Origin of the sequence: Leptolyngbya sp. AN02str, from assembly GCF_050565595.1 — a bacterium.
Taxonomy (GTDB): domain Bacteria; phylum Cyanobacteriota; class Cyanobacteriia; order Elainellales; family Elainellaceae; genus Kaiparowitsia.
In genome coordinates this window covers 53,558-72,936 of the sequence record NZ_JBNXVR010000035.1, presented here as the reverse complement: position 1 = coordinate 72,936, position 19,379 = coordinate 53,558, and the positions used below count along the sequence as shown (strand labels likewise).

Genomic DNA, 19,379 nt, shown 5'->3' with positions numbered 1-19,379 from the left:
GTTCAACCGATGGCAGCGGCAGTGGCGCGATCCTCAATGCGCCCTGGCTGCTGCTTAAGTTCTAGCGAATCCCAAGATTTAACCGTCTGTCTTCTTAAAACTCGTGAAATACTTTTTCAGCACGCCCGAACTAGAGTCTGATGTCAAAACCGCAATTGGTGACCATGCCTTTGACTTGTTGACGCGCCAAGAAAAACCAGGAAGTACGGAACGTCGCACGCATTCATCCTCGCATTCAAAATCGACAGATCAGGCGATCGCCGAATATGTTATCTAGCACTGAGTTTGAAGGCTTGTGTTGAAAACACATTGATAAAAGCTTGAATACTGTAGGTACACCTTAACAATTGACCTAACTTTGAGAGGAGAATGCTTCGTTCATGGTTTTTACATCGTCTCCAGTTCAATTTGATGCTGAATTACTGCAAAGATACGAACGTCCGTTGCCACGCTATACCAGCTACCCAACGGCAGCAGAGTTTACCCCCAACTTTGATGGAGCATGCTTTGCCGAGGCGATCGCCGCGTCTAATCAACGACAGTCTCCTTTATCGCTCTACGTTCACATCCCTTTTTGCCAATCAGCCTGCTACTTTTGTGGTTGCAATGTCATTGTGACCAACAGCAAAACCGCAGCTCAATCGTATCTAGAGTGCCTGATTCAAGAAATACGGCAGACAGCAACCTTGGTAGATACATCTCGTCCAGTGATGCAAATGCACTGGGGTGGGGGTACTCCAAACTATCTGGATATCGAGCAAGTAGAATTGCTGTGGCGTGTTCTGCATCGTCACTTTCAGTTTGCGCCCGATGCAGAAATTTCAATCGAAATCAATCCACGCTATGTTGATCGAGACTATATTTTTGCCCTGCGCGAAATTGGGTTCAATCGCATTAGCTTTGGTATTCAGGATTTTGATCCAAAAGTGCAGATCGCAGTGAATCGAGTACAGCCTGAGTCCATGCTGTTTGATGTGATGGATTCGGTTCGAACTGCGCAGTTTGATAGCGTGAATGTTGACCTGATTTATGGTCTTCCCTATCAATCGCTATCATCCTTTACTCAAACGATCGAAAAAACGATCGACCTCAACCCCGATCGGATAGCTGTGTTTAGCTTTGCCTATATTCCCTGGCTAAAACCAGTGCAAAAGCATATTGCTGAACATGCATTACCCAATGCATCGGAAAAGCTGGATATTCTTAACATGGCAATCGAAACTCTAACCGATCGGCGCTATCAGTACATCGGGATGGATCACTTTGCAAAACCCAATGATGAACTGGCGATCGCCCAGCGGCAAGGAACCTTAAAGCGTAATTTTCAAGGGTATACAACCCTAGCCGATAGCGAACTGTTGGGATTTGGGCTCACATCGATTAGCATGTTGCACGATGCCTATGCCCAGCATCACAAGCATTTGCAAAGCTATGTGCGCTCTATAGAAGCAGGCATTTTACCAACCGAGCGAGGGGTGCGACTCTCGCAAGATGACATCGTTCGACGATTCATCATCATGGAGTTGATGTGTCAGTTCTACATTTCCAAATCGGCGATTGAGCAACGCTATCAGCTCAACTTTGATCGCTATTTTGCCAACGAAATGCGCCAGCTTCAGCATTTAGAAGAAGATAGCTTGATAGAACTTGTGGGCGATCGCATTCAAGTCACCCCCATTGGTCGCTTGCTCATTCGCAATATTGCATCTGTATTTGATGCGTATTTGCATCAAAAGGCTGGGACTAACTTCTCAAAATCAATTTAACCCAGGACGGTGTTATCTGCTTGCTGTGCGGATAGTACTGACATGGGTTGAATTCAGTCACCGTATTACGTTCACGATTATTTAGGTGTGTAGGATTTCATGACTGTGAATTTCACTCCTGCGTCTCCTGATCGATCTCCGATCAGTTGGCCTTTCGTTATTTTTTTTGTGCTCGTTCATGGTTTGGCTTGTGCAGCGCTGTGGTTCTTTTCTTGGTCTGCATTGGGGGTCATGCTGGTGCTGCACTGGCTATTTGGCAGTATTGGCATTTGTTTGGGCTATCACCGATTGTTAAGCCATCGCAGTTTTCAGGTACCCAAGTGGTTGGAATATGCGATCGCCATTGTGGGCGCGTTAGCCATGCAGGGTGGCCCCATCTTTTGGGTGGCTGGGCACCGCTTGCACCACGCCTTCACCGAAGATAAACAGAAAGATCCGTACTCTGCCCAACGGGGCTTTTGGTGGAGCCATATGCTGTGGCTGGTTTACCCACAGGCCCATTTTTTTGACTACGAGCAGTATCATCGCTTTGCTCCCGATCTAGCGCGGCAGCCCTTTTATCGCTGGCTCAATCGCAATTTTTTGCTGCTTCAGATACCGCTAGGCATTCTGTTGTATGGATTGGGTGGATGGTCGTTTGTGCTGTGGGGGATGGCCGTGCGTGCGGTGCTGCTGTGGCACAGCACTTGGTTTATCAACTCGGTCACCCATATGTGGGGCTACCGCACCTTTGTTACGCAAGACAACTCGCGCAACCTGTGGTGGGCGGCTTTGCTAACCTACGGCGAAGGCTGGCACAACAATCACCATGCTCACCCAATGGTGGCGAAGGCCGGATGGCAGTGGTGGGAAATTGATGTGACCTGGTGGGCAATTCGAGTGCTGCAACTGTTGGGGTTGGCTCAAAAGGTCATTCTGCCTCCCAAAAACTGGCGCGATCGCCCTAGTTAACGTCATGTCTCAACTAACGTCATGCCCTAGTTAACGCCAGTCTCGGCAACGCTTTTTCTAAGGAGTCGCATAGCACAATCCCCAGAAAAGCCCATGTTTGTGTGCACAACGCACACGCAAACATGAGGGCCTCGGCCCATCTAAAACCGACATTAGTTCAAATTCAGCAGATTCCAACGATTTGCTGAATCGAGACGACAAAATCTCTGGTGTCCCCCATAAGAGAACTGGTAAGCAACCTCTTACCAGTTCTCTTTTCCTGTGTGCGATTTTTATGTGGCGATTTTTATGTGGCGATTTCTATATGCAGTTTTCATGTGGCGATCGCGTCCTTACCAAACTCAAAATCTGCACCCAAAAGATGAGGCTTCGCTGTTAGTATCCACGACACGGCTTTGAACGTTAGCGACTTTGGTTATTAAAGGGCTGCTTGACCTAAACGAACCGGGCGATCGCCATACCGCAATTAAGTTCAGGCATTTCACCAAAATCAAAAAAAGTCGTAACTGTTGAAGCATTCACTTCCAACAGCTACGACCTATTGCTAAATTGCTATAACCTAACGTGTCGAGCTAATCAGTCTGACACTCACCAAATTAGGAATTGGCCGTTTGTGTCGCCAGCAAGCTTTTTAGTTTTTCCAACTCTTGTGCCCAGCGTGGATCGGGCTGTACGGCTTCGTTATCGCCGCCCGACTTCTTGCTGCTAGACTTACCCTTACGGCGAGCATTCGAGCTAGAGGACACATCTGGAGTTTCTCCATCTTCGTCACCCTTGCCCTTGGCGCGGGGGTTGGCTTTTTCGATCTTGAGTTCGCTGTCCTTAAAGGAGTGACCATTGAATTTTTCAATGATTTGGTCAGCGATTTCATCCGACTGAGCTGTAATAAACCCAAATCCACGGCATTTACCCGTTTTGCGATCGGTAATCACTTTGGTGGTTACTGAATCACTAAACTCTGCAAACAGGTCTACTAGCTCTTGGCGCTCTACTTCTTTCGGCAAATTGCCTACATAAAGACGAACAGACATAGACTAAAGATTCCTCCACACGCTGGTTTAGACGAATTTGCTAGAAAGGATTGCTATACCGACAAACACCCTCAGAGCAAGACCCACGACGAGAAAATTCTTGTTATGTATATTTCTCGAACTGCATCTATGGCATTTGAAAAAGTTCTTCAAAAGCCTTCGCTTATCTTGTTGTTCCGGTATCTCTACACCATTCACTAAGGTATCACGGTTATCAGACCTAAGAATCGTCAAAGTGGATGATTTCTTGATTTTGCAGATGGGTACAGTTGCAATGCATCATCAAGGTAATTGCCAAAGAGATTGCTCAACTTAGCCGCAATGAAAATAAAAACCAGCCACCTGTACAAGTGGCCGGTCTTGCTTGCTGTGTTGGAAGGAGAATTTGAAAGAACAGCACGACCATGAACCATCGCCATACATGACTAGCTATACAAAGCAGCTAGCAATGTGAAGCCGCCCTGACTACAACAAACTCTTGTTAAGAAATGTAACACCATGCGGATCTTCTTGCAACATCCCATGTAGGACTGGCGCACGTCATCGAAAAAACCAGGGGATTGAATGGTGGTTGGGGCGCTAAGTGCTCTAACCATCATTCAACTGACAACTGCGTAAGTTCTGCCATCTTGCAGGGCTGACGCACCTAAGTGCAAAATTCTGATGGTTTTAGAGGATCTGTCATTGGTAAACCCATCACCCATCATCTATCATCCATCGATGGTAGCCACCGCATCGCCCCTCACACTTATGCGTTTTGTGGAACTGGCTGGTTGATGGTTGGTTTAGCGAATGGTGACAAAGAGGTAACAGGCAATCAACGTAGATGCGATCGCCATAACGGTAGACCAAATGGGATGTCCAGCTTTTAGGGTTTTGCCTGTGGGGGTTTGCAGGGTATCAATATCGATCCATAAAGTTGCGCCACGCCGCAGCCAGCCGGTAATCACAACCGAGCGGTTAATAAAATTGCGCGGATGACGAGGTTGAGGTAAGCACCCATCACAAGGGCCTAGCACCGAGACATAGTGCAGCTTGATGAGCTCTCCTTGCGCCAGTTGCAGAAAGAGATCTTGATGAGCCACGTTTTGGGCGTTGGTGCGACCTAGCAGGGTACCCTGCAAGCGCACTGGAGTGCTGGGAATGGGCATCGCTTCTGGATCGCTGAGGAATGGAGCGATCGCAGGGTTCGACTGTATATTGGTGGATTTGATATCGGGAAAGAACGCATTAATGCGGAGTAGCATGCCCACGCTGAACCCCAACAGGCTGCAACCGACCAGGATTCCCGGTCGATTAAGCCATGCAAACTCAATCGCTCCCGTGCGGAGGGCAACTGCTCCAAACAAAAACACCATCATGCCAATCACAAGGCCAATTCCAGCCCCCAGAAATGGGCCAGACTGCTGTAAAAACAATCGATCCATCTTAGGCGGAACCTTTTGCTTGGGAGGAGCCGCTAGGTCAAGTTCGGGAGTGAGACGCCAGTAGCGAGCAATTTGTGTCAGTTGTTGCAGGCGATCACCCAGAGGAGGATGGGTATTGCGAATCGACAACCAGTGTCGATAGGGGTGAAGCCGATCCCAGTCCAGTAGTCGGATCTCGGGCGTATACGCATACATGCTGCCCAGCGTGAGCGATTGCTGCACCGACACCGGCAACATGAACTCCACCACTTCCAAAAGGGGAGGCGTATGGCGCTGAGTTTGACACTCGTGCGCGAGGCGAACAGTGAGTTTGAGCAAGGCCCGCGTTAACTCGTTGGGATTGCCCGTCAAAGCCGTCGCGGTGCGATCGCCATCGTAGCTGCGAAATCGAGACAATCCCAGTCCACAAAGTCGAATCAACCAATAGATGCCGTAAAACCCCGCTGCTACAGCATTCAGTAAAGTTTGCACAACGCGATTGGAAAAGCGATCGCTCCAACGGGCCAGCCCACAATAGGCCAAAAAAGGCAAATAAGCGATCGCCAACACCATCGACATCACCACAAAATCGTAATGCTGGATGTGAGCAATTTCTGCGGCAACCAGGGCGGCAATCTCCTCATCCTCCAAGTGATCCAGCAACCCCTGGCTAATCACCAGGCAGGCCAGGGGCGAAGGCCGCAAGCCGTAACAAAAGATGAGCGGTGCCGAGGTCGGCAAAATCGCCAATTCTGGCACATGTGCATGGGACACAATCGATCCCACCACTGGCAACGCCGTAAAGGAGCTGCGATGGAGTTGATTGCGAGTTTTCACAAAGGTTTGTTCAACGAGGCGGGCGGCTTCGGGGCTCACCTGCCTCAAATCTTGCAAACTCAGGGATTTCATGCCATGAAAAGACCGCAGCAACAGCGTCAGCACAAGCGGCGAAATGCACAGCATGATGAGGATGAAGAGGAAGACAGCCTGGATTGGGCTGCTGTATAGCGCCAAGGTTCGAAAATCGAACACAAAAGGAATATTGATATGACCCAACGTGGCGTTAAACAGCATCATCAAACCACGAGTCACCACAGTCAACATAAAAATCATGGCGGCTATGGTCAAGGCCATCCATCCTCGCAGCTTCCATGGGCTGACGGGGGCAAGAGCACTCCACCGCTGAGCCCGCTGACTGGGCTGAGTGGCGGGGGCACGGCGAGCAGGCTCTGTAAACGCAGAAACCGAGTCTGGCCAACTATCCAATGAGCTGGCCGACGAGCTGGCCGATGCGCTGCTTACTGCCGAGTTGGGCTCGGGCTGGCTTGGTGAAGGGGGGTTCGCTGGAGGTTGATTCATGTGCGGTTGAGCAATTTGCGATCGCGGCGGCGAGGTTCCGCGTTTGGGGCCGCGCGTTAGCCCTGCTTCCAGGTCGGCATTTGGGCTAAGCGGAAACGGCTGGATGATGGGACGTGAGGAGGTCGTCTCTGGAGGGGATGAGGGCGATGGGGCTGGGGTTGGCTGGGTTGTAGCTTGGGGATATTTTTGGGTGAGCGATCGTAACGTTTTGGAGGCCCACTGTCGGGCTTGGGCGCTAGAGCTGCCCTGAAGGAACTGGCATAGGGCGATCGCGGCTTCCACATGCCCTGCGAGTTCATAAGCGCGAATCAACCCAGCTCGTGCCCTCAGGTCGGTGGCAGGCTGCGCATTGGAGTGCAACACACTTTCTAAAAGGGCGATCGCACCTTCCACATCCTGGTTTTTGAGTGCGGCCAACCCTGCCTCTAGCGCAAGCCTACCAGGCTCACCAGAGCCGGCCTCGCCTGCATAGGGCTGAAGGGGTTCTTCCTCAGAGCGATCGGTCATGAACTCCTGGCCTCGTTCGCCACAACCAGCCAGTATAGTTCACCCGAATCGCACCCTACTGACAGGAAAATACGGATCTGCCGCTACATCAAAGACTGCATCGAATACGCAGCCCACCTTCATCGGCTAGCCCCATCCTCAAGCAGATCACCTAACCTGAGTAGAACTTACGCATTTCTGATTTCTGTTGTATGCAGGGTGCAATGCACCCTGCATACAACAGAAACACACTAAACTTGATGGACTTGAGTAAGTCCTGCTGAGCTTCGGTTAAAGGTTTTTTGAGGTTTGCGCAATGCGCAAACCTCAAAAAGCCCATGATTGCAATCATGGGCTTTTGCTTATTAAAACTCGCGTTAACCTAACGTGGATTTTGGCTCGGATTTCACATGGGTAGTCGTTTGTTGTGGAAGTGGTTCATCGCAGCACTTCCACAACAATCACAGGTCTAGACCCTGACCCACCGATTACATTGAGATGGGCTCTTGCCCCGATACCACAGGTGCAATGCGGCGAAGCTGTAGTTCGGGATGTTCGCCTTCAACTTGCTGGCAGTTCCACTCATTTTTGAACAGCAGCACCGGACGACCCCAGCTATCCTTGACGGTTGCCGTGTTGAACAAGCGACCAACCTTGTCCAGCGCTTCCCAGCCGCCGCCAACCCATCGCGCCACGCTAAAGCCCAACGGGTCGAGCCGCGTTTCTACGTTGTACTCGTTTTGCAGACGAAACTGCACCACTTCAAATTGCAATTGCCCCACAGCGGCTAAGATTGGCTCTCGCTTCGATTCGTCCGTCGAGTACATGATCTGCACTGCACCTTCTTCTCGCAGTTCATTTACCCCTTTTTGGAACTGCTTAAACTTGGAGGGGTTGGGGTTGCGCAAATAGGCAAACAGTTCTGGCGAAAAGGACGGAATGCCTTCATATTCCAGCTTTTGGCCAACGTAAATCGTGTCGCCAATGGCAAACACCCCTGGGTTGTTAAGACCAATCACATCGCCGGGATAGGCTTCATCTAGCGATTCGCGGCCCTGGCCAAACAGCTTTTGCGGATGGGACAGGCGCACAGATTTACCAGTGCGGGCGTGGCTCACCACCATGTCTTTTTCAAACTTGCCCGAGCACACGCGAATAAATGCGATGCGATCGCGGTGTTTAGGATCCATGTTGGCCTGTAGCTTAAACACAAAGCCAGAAAACTCGGGCTTGGTGGGCTCAATCTCGCCCTGAGTGCTGCGACGAGATGCGGGCTTGAGCGCATAGTCCAAAAAAGATTGCAAAAATAGCTCCACCCCAAAGTTGGTCATGGCGCTACCGAAGAAAACCGGGGTCATTTTGCCCTGGTGCACCAGGTCGAGGTCAAACTCCGTTCCGGCTCCCTCTAGCAGTTCCAACTCTTCTTTGAACTGGTAGTAGAGGTCGGTTTCCAGCACTTCTTCAATGCGCGGATCGCCCAGGTCAATGATGGTGTCTTTGGCGGTGCGGCTGCCGTGAGCTGTTCGCTCAAATAGGTGAATTTTGCGAGTGCGTCGATCAAACACCCCCTTAAAGCGATCGCCCGTACCAATGGGCCAGTTCACCGCATAGGTTTGTAGCCCTAGCTCCTGCTCGATCTCGTCCATCAGCTCAAAGGGATCTCGGCTGGGGCGGTCAAGTTTGTTGAAAAAGGTAAAAATAGGAATACCCCGCATGCGGCACACTTCAAACAGTTTGCGGGTTTGTGGCTCCAGACCTTTGGCAGCATCTTCTAGCATGACTGCATTGTCGGCAGCGGCCAGGGTGCGGTAGGTGTCTTCACTAAAGTCTTGGTGGCCTGGGGTATCCAGCAGATTAATGCAAAACCCGCTGTAGTCAAATTGCAGCACGGTAGAGGTAATCGAAATTCCCCGCTGTTGTTCCATCTCCATCCAGTCTGACGTAGCGTGGCGCTGTGCCCGACGCGCCTTCACCGCTCCCGCCTCGTGAATCGCTCCTCCATACAGCAGCAACTTTTCTGTGAGGGTGGTCTTACCCGCGTCAGGGTGCGAAATGATAGCAAAGTTGCGCCGATGGCTCACGGCTTCGGCAATTTCAGTCTGTAAGTCGGAGATTAATTCGGTGGACATGGGAAACCAGAGGGCGATCGCAGCCGTACTGCTGCAAGAACTAACCAACATTATAGGAACTATCGGAACTTCTACCCGGTGAACTAGTCGTTGCCGTCACGTTGGCAACATTGGGGCAACATTAGCCAAAGTTTTTGTAGCGCTCGATGCGATGGAATCCCATGAACTACCTGGGATTGAGGTACATTACAATCACAGTCCAACGCAAATCACCCAACACAAACCTGCCACCAGATTCCCCACTCCCCATTCCCTACTCTCTACTTCCCCTCCCGCCCTCCCTCTAACCCACCGCCCGTAACCTTCCTATGACTGCCGCGCCCGATCGCCCTTCCGAGTCTGCATCGAACTCCAGCCAAGGTGGCGTGGGGCACTGGTTGGCGCAGCAATTGCGGCCCACACCAGATACAATCTTGCTGCTGCTGGCACTGCTAATCGGCTCTGGAGCGGGCGCAGGAGTGGTCGTTTTCCGATTTTTGATTCGCTTCGTTCATCGGCTCATGCTGGGCGAAGTGTCGGGGTTTCTGTCAACCTGGGGCCATTGGACTCTGGCGCTCATTCCGTTAATTGGCGGCATCATAGTTGGCCTGTTGCGGTGGGCGGTGGGCGGATATGGGCCAGGGCTCACCGCGTTGATTGAGATGGTGGAGGGTGGGCGCGAACTGGTGCCGCTCAAGCCCATTAGCAAAATGCTAGCGGCGGCAATTTCCCTTGGCAGCGGAGCCTCGCTTGGCCCAGAAGGCCCCAGTGTAGAGATTGGCGCAAACTTTAGCCTGCTGCTGGGTCAGGTGATGAAGGTGTCGCACGATCGCCAGCGAGTGCTATTGGGAGCCGGGGCCGCCGCAGGCTTGGCCGCCGGATTTAACGCCCCGATTGCTGGCGTGTTTTTTGCGCTGGAGGTGGTGATTGGGCCGCGACTGGTCAAGTCGGCAGCCAGCGTTGTGCTGATTGCATCGGTGGTGGCCGCGTGGATTGCCCAAATTGGCCTGGGTTCCAAGCCTGCCTTTGAGCTGCCAGCCTATGAGGTGCGCAGTTTGCTAGAGCTGCCGCTGTATTTGGGATTAGGACTGTTGGCGAGCCTGGTTTCCATTTGGTTTAAGGGCAGCATGGGCTTTACCCAAAAGCTATTTCAGGGGCAGCTTCCGGGCTTGCAATGGATGGCCAATATTCCCAATCTAGTGCATCCCGTGATTGGGGGACTGTGCGTGGGGGCGATCGCCCTTCAGTTTCCCCAAATTTTGGGAATCGGCTACGAAACCGTAGAGTCCATTTTGCAAGATGTCAAGTTTCCGCTTCAGCTGGTGATGACCCTGCTGGTAATGAAGCTGATCATGACATCCATTAGCTTTGGGAGCGGCTTTGTAGGAGGGGTGTTTGCTCCGGCCCTGTTTTTGGGTGCATCGCTGGGGTCGGTCTACGGTAAGGTGATGGCGTTAACCTTGCCCATGCTGAATCCTTACATGGCCTCGCCTCCGGCCTATGCCATGGTGGGCATGGCGGCAGTGCTGGCCGGAAGTGTGCGGGCACCATTGACCTCAATTTTGCTGCTGTTTGAACTCACGCAGGATTACCGGATTGTGCTGCCGCTGATGGCAGCGGTGAGCCTGAGCGCTTGGTCGGTGGAATTGTTGCAACCGACTGCGATGGATTCCGATGGAGAGCAGCAAACAGCCCCGCCCGAGGAGCGCGAAATTCCGGCTAGCCTGCTTGTAGCGGATGCCATGCAGCCTCCAGCCCTGTTGGTTTCAACGGAGATGTCGGTGCAGGCGGTTGCCCATCTGCTGGTGGAAAAGCGGCTCCATTGTGCCCTGGTGCTAGATGAGCAGGATGCACTGTTGGGTCTGCTGACGCTGACGGATATTAATCGCTTGGTTTCGAAGGCGATTGATCAGGATGCGGCGGGGATCTTGCAGGAACCGATTGGCCAACATTGCACCACGAAGCTGGTGTATGCCCATCCCGATGAATTGCTCACGGATGCGATCGCCCATATGACCACACGCGGCTTACATCAGCTTCCAGTCATAACGGCAGATTCTCCGGCTCAGGTGGTTGGCTTGCTTACGGATGAAGGCATTGAGCTAGCGGTGGCGATCGCCCGCACCAACCTCGCGCTCAAGCAGGTACAGCCCGAACCAGAACGAGTTGTTGAACCCGTGGCTTAAAGCGCTGAGTGGTTTAACGCCAAACTCTGGCAATAGCGAGATTTATCGATCGATAATGTCCGCTTAAGATCAAACCAGCACTCATCAACATTGCACTGTGGTTATGTCATCGATTATTTTTGCCCTGTTGTGGCTGGGCCTGTCCGTCTATGCCTTTGGCTTTGCACCACCCAACCAGCCCGATACCTTCTCGCTCATTCGCGACCTGTCAACTGGAAACTGGGTCGGCATCAATCCTTTAATTGTGGCGCTGTTCAATATTATGGGCGTGTGGCCAATGGTCTATGCCTGTCTCATGTTTTTTGATGGCCGCGGCCAGCGGATTCGGGCCTACCCGTTTGTGCTTGGCTCCTTTGGAGTGGGCGCATTCACGATTTTGCCGTACTTGGTGTTTCGCAAATCCAATCCCACCTTCAACGGCGAGAAAAATCGATTTTTGAGCGTGTTGGATTCGCGCTGGACGGGAGTCGTTTTGGCAGTGGGTGGATTGATATTGCTGGGTTACGGCCTCACCCAAGGAAATTGGGCCGACCTTATCAACCGATGGCAGAGCGATCGCTTCATCCACGTCATGAGCCTCGATTTTGCCATGCTGTGTTTGCTCTTTCCGGTGTTGATGAAGGATGATATGGCTCGTCGGGGTTGGCAACACTCCGGCTGGTTTTGGCCGTTGGCGCTGCTGCCGTTTGTGGGGGCGCTGGCTTATTTGGTGTTGCGGCCTCCCATCGAGCAGCCCGTGGCTCAGTCCGCTTCAGCACTCAGTCCCTCCAGCTCTCAGTAGCTACGGTTTGTCAGCAATGCGGAGCGATCGCCCTGACCTGTCGGTATGTACCACCACCCGTCCATCAGGCGAATCAAAGGTGATTTCGTATCCGGGAGTGATCATTTGGGCGCACATTTCGTTGGCCTGAGCCACGCCCAAACAAGCATCGCTCCACTGGCGCTCGTTGGCAGAAGCGAGGGTGAGCGCATCGGCTGGCACCCCTAACTCACTGGCCGTTTGCTGCTGGATGGTGGCCATCACCTCGGGAGGAATGGTGCTGTTGGGGGCTGCGATCGCCGATGGAGATGCCGTTGGCGACCCAGTTGCAGAATCCTCTGAACCCGGCACTTGGTTGGCCGCGCAAGACACCAACGTCGCCAAACACAACGCCATTAAGCCACCAAAAAGTAGTTGAAAAATCCGCCTCACCATCATCTTTGAGCCAACTCTATTAGTTACCAGGGTAGCGCTGTCGAGATATCAACAGGTTGGGGCAAGGTTGGGGCAAGAAAGTTCAATTTTTCCTAAGCAAACACCACCGTGCGGTTGCCATACACCAGCACGCGGTTTTGCAAATGTAGCCGCACCGCACGGGCCAGCACCATGCGCTCCAAATCCTTACCTTTGCGAATTAGGTCTTGCACTTGGTCGCGATGGCTCACGCGCACCACATCCTGCTCAATGATGGGGCCTTCATCCAAGTCTTGGGTTACATAGTGGGCGGTTGCGCCAATAATTTTTACACCCCGCTCGTAGGCTCGCTCGTAGGGATTGGCTCCAGCAAAGGCAGGTAAAAACGAGTGGTGAATGTTGATCACGTTGGAGAATTTTGCCAAAAAGTCGGGGCTGAGTACCTGCATGTACTTGGCCAATACCACCAGGTCAATGTTGTAGTCCTGCAAGAGCTGAAGCTGCTTGGCCTCTTGCTGGGGCTTGGTGTCTGCCGTGATGGGAATGTGGTGAAAGTCGATGCCAAACTGCTGGGCAATGTCGCCTAGCTTTTCGTGGTTGCTCAGAATGAGGGGAATCGTGGCGCGAAACTCGCCAGCACGCTGCCGCCAAATTAGGTCAAACAGGCAGTGGTCTTGTTTGCTCACCCACACCGCCAGCCGGGGCATATCATCCGAGAAGTGGAGCTTCCAGGTGGCACCCAGCGGTTGGGCGATCGCATTAAAGGCAGGGCCAATAATGTCCTTCGGCAAATGAAAACCTTCGAGCTGCCACTCAATGCGAGTTAAAAACGAACCCGCCGAAAAATCGGTGTGCTGATCGGCATGAATGATATTGCCGCCATTGGAATAGATGAAGTTGGCAAACTTGGCAACCAGTCCAGGTTGGTCGGGGCAAGAAACAAGCAAAGTAGCGGTGGAAAGCATTGCAAACGCGAAGGAATAAAGGCTAAAAAAAGCGGGTCATGGGCGATCGCCCTTTTCCAGATCTATCACCTTGTCTTGCCAGAATTACTCCAAGCCAGCGGCAAATTTTTAGCATCAAACCCATAAAGCGACCAAGAAAGCGGCCAATAAAGCGGTTAGACTGTAGCGCGAATTCTGTTTTCTATTGAGGTTCAGAATCGCCTTCAGAACTTGGACTTTCCTCATTGGGGCTTTCTGCCGATGGGGTTTCGGCGGGCGCTTCTATAGGTTCCTCGGCTGAGCCTTCGGTGGGGTCCGTGGCGTCGGTTGGCGCTTCCGTGGGTGATTCGGTTGCCGCTTCTGGCTCCGTCCATTCACCTGTGGGGCGAGTCACCGCTGTTTCAAAGTCGGGTGACACAAGCAGCACCGACAGTTCCCCCTCAAGCGTGGCTGGTGGATCGATCAATGCGTACAAAGCTGTGCGGTTGAAGTTGTACGTGCCCATCACCACTGTGCGGGGTTCCTTGCCCGTTTGGGCAAAGGTCAGCGTGGCCAACGGTTGATCGAGGCCGTAGGTATCCAGTTCATCCGCATTGATGGTGAGGGTGCGATCGCTCGTTCCCGTTGCCACCAGATTCGCCAAATAGGCGACCGAAGCTTGGTTGGCTACAGCATTTTCTGGTTCGGTCATGCGCCATACGCCGTTTTCATCTCGCTCAAAGGAAAGCGATCGCGTTTGGGTCTCCAGTGTGAGCGAGTTGATGGACGCTTCATCCACTTGGGGAAACAGCGGCCTTGCCGATGTTTGCTGCGAGGCCGATGGGTTTTCGCTTTGATACTGCACGGCATAGACCGCAGCACCCAAAATGAGCACCACCGTCAGCAAATACACATTCGCCATCTTTAGCTTCATTGCGATCGCACCAACTCCGTGTGAATAGAACTCGCTGAGACCTGGAGGCAGAGCAAGGCCGCTTACCGTCGCCGCCACCACAGCGCCACCGCCATGGCAAACCCAGCCAACGGCAACAGCGCCAGCGAACACAGCGTGAGCCAGATCTGCTGAGCAGGCGATAGGCGAATGCGCCGATTCGTTTGCTCGGCGGGTCGCACCGAAAAGGTTTGTCCATCGGCCTGACTCAGCCAGTTGATGGCATTCAGCAACACATCTCGGTTGAAGTATTGATTGACCAGCCCATCGCTGACAAAGCTAGAGTTGCCAATCACCACCATGCGGGCCTCTGGCAAGATCGCTTCCGGCTCAGATGCAGCATCTGCCTCGGCCGATGGGTCGGTTTCTGCATCGTCTACCGAACGGCTAAAGGCCGCACCCAAGGCCATTTCTCCGGCTGGGGCGTTGTTGGTATCGGGTGAGAGGCGGCCCTCTGCATCAACTTGCCACGCCTGAGTATCGCCTCCAGTAATGAGCAGTGGTATCGCCTGAATTCCTTCAACGGGCGTAATTTCTAGCGGACGCGCCAAGGGGTAAACGGTGATGCCATTGCCCAGTTCTTGGGTAATGGGATGGGAGCCATATTGCGTAATGACAGTGTTCACGCCGTCGCGTCCAGCAGAGGGACTGTAAAGGATGCGATCGCTCAACTGCACTCCCCATGGTTGCAAAAGCGGAGTTAGCTCTGGATTGGTTTGGGGATCTACCATCACCAGCAGGCCGCTCTGGCGCTGTTGATATTGCCGCAATGCCTCTAGTTCTTCGGTGGATAGAGCCCGCTGCGGCCCCGCCAGCACCACAACGGCCGCATCATTTGGGACTTGGGGCGTTTCAGCCAGGTTTAACGGTGCCACAGTAAACCGTTCATCTTCCAAATTTGTGACGGTTTGGGAGAGGCTGTCTTGCCCTGGATCTAGCTGCCGTTCGCCATGCCCCTGAATAAAGTAGACCGCTGCTTGGCGATCGCTCGTAATGTTGGCCAGTGCATTGGTCAGCCGTCGCTCCGACAGGCGCTCCTCCGGCGAGACAGATTGCACCAATTGGCGGCGATCGCCCAATTCCAAATGCACTTCACCAAAGTTTTGCACCCCAAACCGTTGAGCAATGCCAGGTTCTACCTGGGGATCGATATAGCGATAGCGGAACTGTTGCGGATTCCGACGGCGATAGTTCTCCAACAAATCGCGATCCTGATTGTTTGGCGCCGCATCAAACACGTAGAACGTCACAGGCTGCTCCAGCGACTGCACCACTTCCACCGTTTGCGGGGCCAGGGTAAAGACGCGGTTCTCGGTCAGGTCAAACCGATGGTTGAGGCGATCGCCCAACGCATTCGCCAGCAAAAAAATTGCCAGCACCGCAACCGTCGTGATGATGGCATTGGTACGATCCTGTGCCGATCGCTGAGACAGCACCGACTTCAAGCCTTGAGTTTGAGTAAACAGCCACGCCAGCACAATCAGTAAGCCCAAGCCCAGCAGGCTCAGTGGTAGCCAGTTCCATCGACCTAGCACCAACCCCGACGAAATGCCCATCACCAATAGAAATGGGCCTACCCAGTAGAGTGTCTTCCAGGATTTCCAGTGTTGTAGCGCTTTCATAAACAGGGCGAAGGGTACAAAGTGGGGGGCAAGAAAAAAGAGTTCAGCCGTAGACAATGATGAGGTTGGGTCAACCTCAGCTCAACAGTTAAGACCGCTGATAGCGAAACGTCTCAATCGATTGAGCCGTGAGAAAAATGCCGAGGACAATGTAGCTGGCAAACAGCAGCAGAGCGCTGGTATCCAGCTTGCCCTGAATCAAGTTGGTGTAGTGGCGAATTAAGGAAAGGTGGCCAATGGTGGCACCAATCGGCCCTCCAATGCTGTTGACCAGTAGGTCGGCAACCCACAGCAGCAACATCAGCGCAAAGGTCAAAATGGCAGCAAGAATGGTGCTATCCGTGAGCGAGGAAATGAACATGCCGATGGACAGAACACTGGCCGCCATCAACACAAGGCCCAAGTGCCCCAAAAACAAGACTGTATAGGCGGCTGGCGGGGTAGAAGCACTAAAAGCGATCGCCTCGAATGCGATAAATGGCAGGGTAAGCGTGAGAAAGAAAATCACCACTCCCAGCAATTTACCGATGGCTACAGCCCAATTGGTGACAGGCGAGGTCGCAAGGAGTTCTAATGTGCCACGCTTGCGCTCTTCGGCATACAGCCCCATCGATAACATCGGCAGCAAAAACAAAGACAACGAGCCGATTAAATTCAAAAAAATGCTGATGAATTGATAGGGCACATCAATCGGTGGATTGGTAATACCCAACTGGTCACGGGCTGCTACTTGGCTAATGATGCCCTCTGGCCCCAGCAACACCACCACAAAAAAGAAACCACTCAGCAGCCAAAAAATGCCAGCGATCGCATAAGCAAACGGTGAGGCAAAGTAGCTTTGAAGTTCACGGCGAGCGATCGCCACAATGTTATTCCAGACAACCCACATTTACGCTGCTTCTCCCTCAGAATCGGTGGTTTCATTTGGTGGTTCAGATAGTTCGGATAGGGTCGCTTCAGTCTCGGGATGAGATGGGTTGAGCGCTTGACTGGCTTCAGCCTCGACGGGCTTTTCTTCGGTGGTCAACTCTAAAAACACATCTTCCAGGCTAATTTTAATGCGCCGCATTTCGTACAGGCCCAAGCCCGCATTCACCACACATTCGGCGATCGCCTGTCCCGGTTCAGCTCCCGTATCCGACATTACTCGCAGTCGTGTATGGGATTCAGCGCGCTCTGCGGTAGCGACCAGCGGTTCAACCGACTTCACCCCCGAAATGTGTTGCAACAATGGCTCAAGCTGGGTCACATCTCCCCGCACTTCTAGCTCATAACCCGCACCACCAATCAACTGCTCCATCAGCTGGTCGGGCGTATTCGTCGCAACCACTGCCCCTCGGTTGATGATCGCGACTCGGTTACAGGTCATGCTGACCTCGGGCAGGATGTGGGTTGAAAGAATAATTGTGTGATCACCAGCCAAGCTTTTGATTAGGTTGCGAACGTCAATAATTTGTCGGGGATCAAGCCCAACCGTGGGTTCATCCAGAATAATAACTGGCGGATCATGCACAATGGCTTGGGCAATGCCGACTCGCTGTCGAAATCCTTTGGATAGCTTGCGAATCAGCACATTGCGCTTTTCTTGCAGGTTACAACGCTCCATGGCAGAGTTGACCTGGGTTGCGCGATCGCCCGGTGCCACTCCCTTCAGCCGCGCCACAAAATGCAGAAACCCTTCCACCGTCATATCGGTATAGAGCGGTGGGGTTTCGGGCAGGTAGCCAATTCGTTTGCGCACCTCCATAGACTGCTCATGCACATCAAATCCGGCAATGCGGGCCGTACCTTCTGTTGCAGGCAGGTACCCCGTCAAAATGCGCATCGTTGTGGTTTTGCCTGCGCCGTTTGGCCCCAAAAAGCCAAGAATTTCGCCCGGCTCAACCGAAAAGGTCACATCCTTGATGGCAGGTGTGGTGCCATAGGTCTTGCTGAGATGTTCGACTTCAATCATGAGAGCGGTAAGAGGTAAGGAAGATCAAGGGCGATCGCAAACGGGCAGTGCTAGCCAGTAGACCCACAATAGGCTTTTCCAGGCTGTATTTTAGCCAAACCTGCCGATGCTTACCTTACCAATTCTGTGACGTTGATGCGAAATTTGAGTGACAGTTGCTACCCAAAATCAATCACAAAGCCATAAGTCACAACGTTTTCAGCAACTTTCAAAACATGCAGCTCCATGCTCAAGCTCCCAATGTTTTATCTAAAAAATTGCAAAAAAAGAGACGCAAATAGCGTCTCAGGTAGCTCTTCTTGCGAGGAAACATGGAGGTCAATGCGCAGAATGGGGCGATCGCGCAACAACAAAATCAAACTTCATACAAAATGTTCACAAAAAATGAAAGCCCACCGATTGAAAAGTCATGGTCTCAAATCTACTTCAACCGCTAGAAAACAAGCTCATAACCATCCATGAAAATAGAACTGACATAAAGCTAATAGCAGGCTCATCTATTAACATCTACCAAGGCAGTATAGGCAACCATTGAAGATCATCAACAAACCGTGATTGCCCAATCAAAAAGAGAGCGAACCAAGCAAGACTTTGAGCTAAATAAGGATTGGCCTAAGACAAACTCGGCAGACATAAAACACAGATAAATGAACTGATTACAAAAAGACTGTACGCCTTTACCCCAGGAAGATGCAGTAAAAGCGCACAACTCGATCAGTACGTGGGGATACCAAACTCGTTCTAGACAGTCGGTAGCAAAGCAGTCCACGAGTAGCATGTCACCCAACTCACACACAGGTTAGGACTTACGCAGTTGAATGATTTCGAATGATTTTTGGAGCACTTAGTGCTCCAAAAATCATTCAACCCTCTGATTTTCGAAGGTTTGGGCTTGGTGCAATTATCGCAGGGGGCCACTTCCCGTACCTGTGCGAGAAGCACCTTCAGGATCGCGGTAAGCAACTGTTCTACGGTCATCATCATCCCGACCGCGCAAACCAGCCAAGCCCAATAGACCCAGCAAACCTAACCAACCCCAATCAAATCCATCATCGTCTGTTTCAACTTCAGTTTCAGTTACGGTGCCGCCAGGTACGGTGTCCTGAGCTTGAGCCGCAATTCCACCCGACAAAACTGTTAGCGAAAGAGCAAGTGCGCTGGTTCCAACAATTTTTTTCAAGCTTGCATTTTTCATGATTCAATACCTCTTAAAGGACTCTCAGTTCGCATTATTCAAGGATGATGTAGACTGCTCTATCTAAAGGACTAGAAATGGTCTACAAAATCGTTTATGGCTTCACTATATCTACAGTCCGCCATGTCTGAAATCACCCATTAGAAATGGGCAATTATTATGTTTTATGAATAGTTCTCAGAATCAGAAAATCATTTTGAAAAAGGGTTTTTTATAAATCGATTTTCATTGTAAAAGCAGCCTAAAAAGTCCAGGTTTTGTTTCGC

15 protein-coding genes are annotated in these 19,379 nt (G+C 52.0%); 5 read left to right on the top strand and 10 right to left on the bottom strand.

All coding sequences use genetic code 11. The features are described from left to right. Window positions 1–103: 103 nt before the first annotated feature. The 3 genes from ACQ4M4_RS21425 to ACQ4M4_RS21415 all read left to right on the top strand — a co-directional run bounded on the left by ACQ4M4_RS21425 (window position 104) and on the right by ACQ4M4_RS21415 (window position 2,717). Window positions 104–277: a hypothetical protein gene (locus ACQ4M4_RS21425; protein WP_430686505.1), complete on the top strand. Its 174-nt coding sequence runs from the start codon at window positions 104–106 to the stop codon at window positions 275–277. A 103-nt stretch (window positions 278–380) separates the two neighbouring features. Continuing rightward, a complete protein-coding gene (hemN, locus tag ACQ4M4_RS21420; protein WP_430686504.1) occupies window positions 381–1,766 on the top strand; it encodes an oxygen-independent coproporphyrinogen III oxidase in 1,386 nt (461 codons plus the stop codon). Window positions 1,767–1,865: 99 nt separating this feature from the next. Continuing rightward, entirely contained in the window at window positions 1,866–2,717 is an 852-nt protein-coding gene (locus tag ACQ4M4_RS21415; RefSeq protein ID WP_430686503.1) for an acyl-CoA desaturase, read from the top strand. A 596-nt stretch (window positions 2,718–3,313) separates the two neighbouring features. On the opposite strand, the gene ACQ4M4_RS21410 is transcribed toward ACQ4M4_RS21415, so the two are convergent. The 3 genes from ACQ4M4_RS21410 to prfC all read right to left on the bottom strand — a co-directional run bounded on the left by ACQ4M4_RS21410 (window position 3,314) and on the right by prfC (window position 9,179). Continuing rightward, complete coding sequence (locus ACQ4M4_RS21410; protein WP_430686502.1) at window positions 3,314–3,748, bottom strand: RNA recognition motif domain-containing protein; 435 nt, start codon at window positions 3,746–3,748, stop codon at window positions 3,314–3,316. 785 nt (window positions 3,749–4,533) lie between these two features. After that, window positions 4,534–7,020, bottom strand: coding sequence for a M48 family metalloprotease (locus tag ACQ4M4_RS21405; RefSeq protein ID WP_430686501.1), 2,487 nt, complete (start codon window positions 7,018–7,020; stop codon window positions 4,534–4,536). Between the two features lie 467 nt (window positions 7,021–7,487). Then, a complete protein-coding gene (gene prfC / locus ACQ4M4_RS21400) occupies window positions 7,488–9,179 on the bottom strand; it encodes a peptide chain release factor 3 (RefSeq protein ID WP_430686500.1) in 1,692 nt (563 codons plus the stop codon). A gap of 257 nt (window positions 9,180–9,436) precedes the next feature. Between prfC and ACQ4M4_RS21395 the strand changes: the two genes are divergently transcribed. Together ACQ4M4_RS21395 and ACQ4M4_RS21390 are read left to right on the top strand one after the other, a co-directional pair. Further along, window positions 9,437–11,293 (top strand): chloride channel protein, encoded by a 1,857-nt coding sequence (locus ACQ4M4_RS21395; protein ID WP_430686499.1) that lies wholly within the window; start codon window positions 9,437–9,439, stop codon window positions 11,291–11,293. Window positions 11,294–11,396: 103 nt separating this feature from the next. Continuing rightward, window positions 11,397–12,074, top strand: a complete 678-nt coding sequence (locus ACQ4M4_RS21390; protein ID WP_430686498.1) for a DUF2834 domain-containing protein — start codon at window positions 11,397–11,399, stop codon at window positions 12,072–12,074. Here ACQ4M4_RS21390 and ACQ4M4_RS21385 read toward each other — a convergent pair whose 3' ends face one another. The 7 genes from ACQ4M4_RS21385 to ACQ4M4_RS21355 form a co-directional block, all read right to left on the bottom strand. After that, complete coding sequence (locus ACQ4M4_RS21385) at window positions 12,075–12,449, bottom strand: hypothetical protein (protein WP_430686497.1); 375 nt, start codon at window positions 12,447–12,449, stop codon at window positions 12,075–12,077. Between the two features lie 131 nt (window positions 12,450–12,580). Beyond that, the gene (gene purU / locus ACQ4M4_RS21380; RefSeq protein WP_430686496.1) at window positions 12,581–13,432 is read right to left on the bottom strand and encodes a formyltetrahydrofolate deformylase; all 852 of its coding nucleotides are present in this window, start codon (window positions 13,430–13,432) and stop codon (window positions 12,581–12,583) included. A 181-nt stretch (window positions 13,433–13,613) separates the two neighbouring features. Further along, window positions 13,614–14,456 (bottom strand): DUF4340 domain-containing protein, encoded by an 843-nt coding sequence (locus ACQ4M4_RS21375; RefSeq protein WP_430686495.1) that lies wholly within the window; start codon window positions 14,454–14,456, stop codon window positions 13,614–13,616. Next, window positions 14,387–15,964 (bottom strand): GldG family protein, encoded by a 1,578-nt coding sequence (locus tag ACQ4M4_RS21370; protein ID WP_430686494.1) that lies wholly within the window; start codon window positions 15,962–15,964, stop codon window positions 14,387–14,389. The genes ACQ4M4_RS21375 and ACQ4M4_RS21370 overlap by 70 nt, the downstream gene beginning before the upstream one ends. Before the next feature lie 88 nt (window positions 15,965–16,052). Beyond that, window positions 16,053–16,853 (bottom strand): ABC transporter permease, encoded by an 801-nt coding sequence (locus ACQ4M4_RS21365; protein ID WP_430686493.1) that lies wholly within the window; start codon window positions 16,851–16,853, stop codon window positions 16,053–16,055. Beyond that, window positions 16,854–17,918 carry an ABC transporter ATP-binding protein gene (locus tag ACQ4M4_RS21360; protein WP_430686492.1) on the bottom strand — a complete coding sequence of 355 codons (1,065 nt, stop codon included), beginning with the start codon at window positions 17,916–17,918 and terminating at the stop codon, window positions 16,854–16,856. It abuts the gene before it with no gap. Between the two features lie 901 nt (window positions 17,919–18,819). Next, the gene (locus ACQ4M4_RS21355; protein WP_430686491.1) at window positions 18,820–19,113 is read right to left on the bottom strand and encodes a WGxxGxxG family protein; all 294 of its coding nucleotides are present in this window, start codon (window positions 19,111–19,113) and stop codon (window positions 18,820–18,822) included. Window positions 19,114–19,379: the final 266 nt, after the last annotated feature.

Excerpts from the sequence above, each read along its gene's own strand:
- hemN (WP_430686504.1), top strand. The coding sequence starts at position 381 with ATGGTTTTTACATCGTCTCCAGTTCAATTTGATGCTGAATTACTGCAA.
- ACQ4M4_RS21415 (WP_430686503.1), top strand. The coding sequence starts at position 1,866 with ATGACTGTGAATTTCACTCCTGCGTCTCCTGATCGATCTCCGATCAGT.
- ACQ4M4_RS21410 (WP_430686502.1), bottom strand. The coding sequence starts at position 3,748 with ATGTCTGTTCGTCTTTATGTAGGCAATTTGCCGAAAGAAGTAGAGCGC.
- ACQ4M4_RS21405 (WP_430686501.1), bottom strand. The coding sequence starts at position 7,020 with ATGACCGATCGCTCTGAGGAAGAACCCCTTCAGCCCTATGCAGGCGAG.
- prfC (WP_430686500.1), bottom strand. The coding sequence starts at position 9,179 with ATGTTGGTTAGTTCTTGCAGCAGTACGGCTGCGATCGCCCTCTGGTTT.
- ACQ4M4_RS21395 (WP_430686499.1), top strand. The coding sequence starts at position 9,437 with ATGACTGCCGCGCCCGATCGCCCTTCCGAGTCTGCATCGAACTCCAGC.
- ACQ4M4_RS21390 (WP_430686498.1), top strand. The coding sequence starts at position 11,397 with ATGTCATCGATTATTTTTGCCCTGTTGTGGCTGGGCCTGTCCGTCTAT.
- ACQ4M4_RS21385 (WP_430686497.1), bottom strand. The coding sequence starts at position 12,449 with ATGGCGTTGTGTTTGGCGACGTTGGTGTCTTGCGCGGCCAACCAAGTG.
- purU (WP_430686496.1), bottom strand. The coding sequence starts at position 13,432 with ATGCTTTCCACCGCTACTTTGCTTGTTTCTTGCCCCGACCAACCTGGA.
- ACQ4M4_RS21370 (WP_430686494.1), bottom strand. The coding sequence starts at position 15,964 with ATGAAAGCGCTACAACACTGGAAATCCTGGAAGACACTCTACTGGGTA.
- ACQ4M4_RS21365 (WP_430686493.1), bottom strand. The coding sequence starts at position 16,853 with ATGTGGGTTGTCTGGAATAACATTGTGGCGATCGCTCGCCGTGAACTT.
- ACQ4M4_RS21360 (WP_430686492.1), bottom strand. The coding sequence starts at position 17,918 with ATGATTGAAGTCGAACATCTCAGCAAGACCTATGGCACCACACCTGCC.
- ACQ4M4_RS21355 (WP_430686491.1), bottom strand. The coding sequence starts at position 19,113 with ATGAAAAATGCAAGCTTGAAAAAAATTGTTGGAACCAGCGCACTTGCT.